Genomic DNA, 4,665 nt, shown 5'->3' on the forward strand with positions numbered 1-4,665 from the left:
TTTCTCCGACTATATAAAAGCCGTCTGAATATCGGCGCGTGCCGGTTATCTGCACGGGCGTTTTCAGACGGCTTCGGTTGCGGGTGCTTACGGCTTGATGCCGTTTTCCTGCAAAATCCGGTTGATTTGCCGGTTGACTTTCTGCTGCTTGACCTGTCGGGCGATTTGGTTGCGTACCAGCTCGAACGGGCGGGCTTTGGGATTGCGCTCGACTTTGCTGAGTTTGAACAGATAATAGCGGTTGTTTATCCGTACCGGCTCGCGGGTCACGTCGCCGCGGTTGAGCGGCTCGACGGCGGCGGCTAAGGGTGCGGGAAGCTGCTGTGGCAGGATGAATTGGTCGAAGGTTTGGTCGGCATTGGGGTAGCGCTTCATCAGCTGCTCGAATGAAAGACCTTTGAGCAGCAGCTGCTGCGCGGCGCGGGCTTCTTCGGCGGTGGCGAAGTTGACCTGCTGCAGCTTGATCATGCGTGTCTGCTGGTCGTAAAAGCGGCGCAGCTCGCTGTCGTCGGCTTCGGTATGGCGCATCAGGTAGTCGGAATATTGTCCGGCGTAAAACTGGGCTTCCATGTTTTGGAAGCGGCTGCGGATTTCCGGATCTTTGTCGAGGCCGAGTTTGAGGGCTTCGTTTTTGAGAATTTCTAAGGTTTGCAGGCGGGTCAGGGCGTTTTGCCGTATGGCTTTGCCGTCTGCTTTATGGGTTTGGTCGGGGTTTTGGTCGGCTTGCTGAAGCACTTGCGCGACCATGCTGTCCACGCGGGCAGGGTCGATTTCGGGCGCTTTGGCCAAGGCAAGCCCGGCCAGTGCCGCCGCAGACAGGGCGGCGGCAAGGTGGGCGTGTTTCATGTTCGGCTACTCCGTATGGCTTATTTGGCCGGCTTGATGTCGGCTTTTTGCATCAGGGAACGGATGGCGGCATCTACGCGGGCTTCTTGCAGGTCGCCGGCGATGTTGTTTTTCGTTTGGTCGTAAGTCGGCACTTTGATGCTGCGGCGGTCGTTGATGTAGAACACGCCGTATACATTGCCGTCAAACAGCGGCTTGGCGGTGTAGCCGCCTTTTTTCAGGTCTTTCACGGCTGCGTATACTTGGGGCATATTTTGCTCCAGGTCTTTCAGCGGGATGTAGTTGGCGGAAATGCCGCCGGTCTGCTTGGCGCGCTCGTCCATGCTGTATTGCTGCAACACGCTGGAGAAGCTTTTTTTGGCTTTCAAATCGGCAATGGCTTTTTCGGCATCGGCGCTGCTGCGGGTCAGGATTTCGCCCAGTTGGACTTCCTGAGTGCCTTTGTAGCGTTTACTGAATTGGTCGTAAGCGGCTTTTACGTCGGCTTCCTGCACCGGATTTTGGCGTACGGTGTGCATCAGGTAGGCTTGGCCGAGCAGGTTGGTTTCAAATGCGGCCCAGTCGGCTTTGAAGCCGGCTTTTTTGTCTTCGCCGCTCTGCTTGGCCGCTGCGCGGGCCTGCTCAACGGCTTGTTTGTATTCCGCACTTTGATCCAGCTTCAGGCGTTTGGCTTCCTGGCTGATAACGGTGGCGACGATTTGGTTGTTGGTCAGCTCTTGGCGCAGGGCGGGCGAGTCTTGGATTTGGCTGTTGGCCGCGCGGATGTTTTTGACTTGGTTGTCAATCACGCTGCTGTCGATGGCTTGGCCGTTGACGGTTACGAGGGTTTGGGCAAACAGGCTGCCGGATACGGCGGCCATCATCAGTGCGGATGCGAAATGGATTTTTTTCATAATGTTCTCTTGTTAAAAATAAAAATATTAAAAGACAGGGGTTAGCGGAAATATTCGTCGGGCGTTTGCGCCTTGATGCTCAAGGCATGAATCAGGCCGTCTGAAAACAGGTCCTGCAGCAGGTTTTTCACCATGCGCTGGCGCTCGAGGCGGCCGGTATCCTGAAAACGCGGGCTGACAATCTGCACGGTGTAGTGGCCGCCGCCCGTATTGCCGGCGTGGCCGACGTGCAAATGGCTGTCGTCCTGAAACTCGAATACCTGCACATCCAGACTTTTCAGACGGCTTTCGATGGCTTGGCGCATATCCATTATTTGAATACCGCTTTGAAAGGTTTAATCAATACTTCGGCATAGACGCCGGCATCGACGTAAGGATCTTGCTCCGCCCATTCCTGCGCCGCGTCGAGCGATTCAAACTGCGCCACAATCAGGCTGCCCGATACGCGCTCGGGGTTGTCCGGCAGGGGGTTGGGGCCGGCGGTAATCAGGCGGCCTTCGGCTTTCAGGGCTTCCAAACGCGCCAGGTGGGCGGGGCGGGCGGCCATGCGTGCCTCATGTACGTCTTCGGCATCGGTAGCCAGCAGCATAAAGTATTCCATCGGTTATTCCTCCTGGGGTAAATGTCGGCTCAAGTACAGGCCTTGTCCGATTACAAAAACAATCATCAAACCGGTCGAGCCGAATAATTTATAGCTCACCCATTGGTCTTTGCTGAAATTCTGAAAGACGAAAATATTGGCAAGCCCCATAAAAATCAAGAAGCCCACCCAAGCATAAGTCAGCTTGCGCCACACGCCGTCTGAAAGTTTGAGCTCTTTGCCCATGGCGGCTTTCAGGCCGTTTTTGCCGGCCAGATGGCTGCCGAGCAAAAGCAGCGCGCCCACCCAAAACAGCGCGGTCGGCTTCCACATAATGAAGCGGTCGTCTTTCAGCAGAATGGTTGCGCCGCCCATGACCACAATCAGAATCAGCCCCACCCACTGCATGGTGTCGAGCTTTTTATGCTTCCAATACGCGGCGGCGGCCTGCACCACGCCGATAACCAGCGCCACGGCCGTTGCCAGAATCATGTCTTTCGTCAGCATATAAGTGGCGAAAAACAGTATCACGGCCAATAAATCACTCAGAGCTTTCATACGTGTGCCAATAAAGAACAAGCAAACCGCCATCATACAGCCTGGCGTTTGTTTTTGCACCTGTTTGGCGCACGGGCGCAGCGTCCGACTGTATGGCGGGTTTAAAAAATGTAAATTCAGACGGCATTTGCCCGCCCCGCGCGGCGCCGCTGCAATAAAAAGTAAAAGAACGGCAGGAAAATGCAGTATATTCAGCCGGATTTTGGGCGGAATTTAACTTAATTTAGCAGGCGGCTTGGCAGTGCGGGCATTTAAGCGATATGATGTGGCTTTATCCCTAAGCCGCCGCATGGCGCGCAGGCTTTCTCCGTAAGGGCAGACATTGAAAACAAGCAAACCGATTCAGCTGATGGCCGCCTCAGCCGCCTTGTTCGCGGCGGCGGCATCTTGGGCGGGGTTGGGCGGCCTGACCGTTCAATCCGGGCTGGGCGAGCCTTTTTCCGGCAGTATTACGGTTAAGGGGGAAGAAGCGGAAGCTCTGCGCGACGGCGACGGCCTGGCTGTATCCGATAGCAGCCTGAAAGCCAAGATGCGCCGCTCGGGCGATGATGTGGTCGTGCGCCTTTATACGCGCAAAGCCGTCAGCGAGCCGGTTATGGTGTTCAGAGTGACCATCGGCAGCCAGTCGCGCGAATACACCGCCATACTTGACCCCAAAGAATACGTCAGCCAGGCCCGACAAGGCCGCCGCCAACAGGCCGAAGCGCCCGAGCAGCCCGAAGAAGCGCGTGTGCCGACGGCCGCACCTGCCGCGCCCACTGCCGACCGCGTAAGCGAGCCGCCGCGCGTTGCGGAAACCCCGCCGCCGCGCAGCGCGCCGGTGCACATCACACCCGCAGCGTCCCATACCGCGCCGCCGCCCGCCGCATTGCCCCCGGCAGTAGAGCCGTCTGAAAAAAGCGCAATCACCGAGCCGCATAGCGTTGTTCCGCCGCAAGAAACCACGGAACACGAAGCCCCGCCGCAAGCATGGCACGCTTCCGAAGCAGCATCCGCAGCCGGGCAAGAGCCGGCATCGGATGCCGCGCCTGATAATGCTTCAGCCGCCGTCGTACCGTCTGAACCGCCTGCCCGGGAAAAAGGCATCTGGCATTGGGTATTGCTGGGCTGCCTGCTGCTGGCTGCAGTGATGATGCTGGGCAAACGCCTGCGCCGAGGCGGCAGCGATGCGGATACGGTTGAACAAGATGCCGAAGCAGGTTTTGATGACGGCTTGGGCGGCATCCTGCCCGGCAGCCCTGCCGCCGCGCCGCCCCAAACCCCGGAGTTTGACGGACGCCGCAGCGCGTTTGACGGCGGCAGCGCCTATCAAGCGGCAGAACCCGCCCACAGCCCCTTGGATTTTCCCTATCCCGACGCACCGCAGCCGTCTGAAAATCTGCCACATACAGCCGCCGCGCCTGCCGAAGTAGAGCAGGAAGCAGACGAGCCGCTGCCTTTTACCGCGCCAACAGACGAAGCCGTTATGTACAGCGATGCCGTCGAATGGATTGCCCCGCCGCAAGCACCCGAAGCTCAGGAAGCGGCAGCCGATACCGACGATGATGCAGATGAAGCAGGGCAGCGCGATGCCGCCGCCCTGTTGGAAGCGGAATACGATTTGGCACGCATGTATCTGGAAAAAGGCGATTTAGAGCCTGCCCGCCGCATCGTGGCGCTGTTGCAGGAAGAATACGGCGGCAGCGTGCCAGAGGATATCCAAGCGCGCCTGAGCGGCGATGGTGATAGACATTAAAAATCAAAATGATATGGCTTGCTGCCTTGTCTCATTCTGATGGCCTTCGATGA

The 4,665-nt window shown here is 57.8% G+C and carries 6 protein-coding genes; 1 reads left to right on the top strand and 5 read right to left on the bottom strand.

What is annotated here, in order from left to right:
- Positions 1-87: 87 nt before the first annotated feature.
- From BDE01S_RS11790 to BDE01S_RS08535, 5 genes are read right to left on the bottom strand one after another with little or no spacing between them, the layout of a single operon-like run.
- Positions 88-846 carry a peptidylprolyl isomerase gene (locus BDE01S_RS11790; protein WP_066080184.1) on the bottom strand — a complete coding sequence of 253 codons (759 nt, stop codon included), beginning with the start codon at positions 844-846 and terminating at the stop codon, positions 88-90.
- Positions 847-866: 20 nt separating this feature from the next.
- The gene (locus BDE01S_RS08520; protein WP_066080186.1) at positions 867-1,739 is read right to left on the bottom strand and encodes a peptidylprolyl isomerase; all 873 of its coding nucleotides are present in this window, start codon (positions 1,737-1,739) and stop codon (positions 867-869) included.
- Positions 1,740-1,780: 41 nt separating this feature from the next.
- The gene (locus BDE01S_RS08525; protein WP_066080189.1) at positions 1,781-2,050 is read right to left on the bottom strand and encodes a BolA family protein; all 270 of its coding nucleotides are present in this window, start codon (positions 2,048-2,050) and stop codon (positions 1,781-1,783) included.
- On the bottom strand, positions 2,050-2,340 hold the full coding sequence (locus tag BDE01S_RS08530) for a YciI family protein (protein WP_066080192.1): 291 nt from the start codon (positions 2,338-2,340) through the stop codon (positions 2,050-2,052). Before BDE01S_RS08530 ends, BDE01S_RS08525 begins: the two co-directional genes overlap by 1 nt.
- Positions 2,341-2,343: 3 nt before the next feature.
- Positions 2,344-2,877, bottom strand: a complete 534-nt coding sequence (locus tag BDE01S_RS08535; protein WP_066080198.1) for a septation protein A — start codon at positions 2,875-2,877, stop codon at positions 2,344-2,346.
- 322 nt (positions 2,878-3,199) lie between these two features.
- On the opposite strand from BDE01S_RS08535, the gene BDE01S_RS08540 reads away from it, so the two are divergent.
- Positions 3,200-4,612, top strand: a complete 1,413-nt coding sequence (locus tag BDE01S_RS08540; RefSeq protein ID WP_147283861.1) for a FimV/HubP family polar landmark protein — start codon at positions 3,200-3,202, stop codon at positions 4,610-4,612.
- The last annotated feature ends 53 nt before the right edge of the window (positions 4,613-4,665 follow it).

This window comes from Bergeriella denitrificans NBRC 102155 (assembly GCF_001592185.1).
In the GTDB taxonomy this organism is placed as follows: domain Bacteria; phylum Pseudomonadota; class Gammaproteobacteria; order Burkholderiales; family Neisseriaceae; genus Neisseria; species Neisseria denitrificans.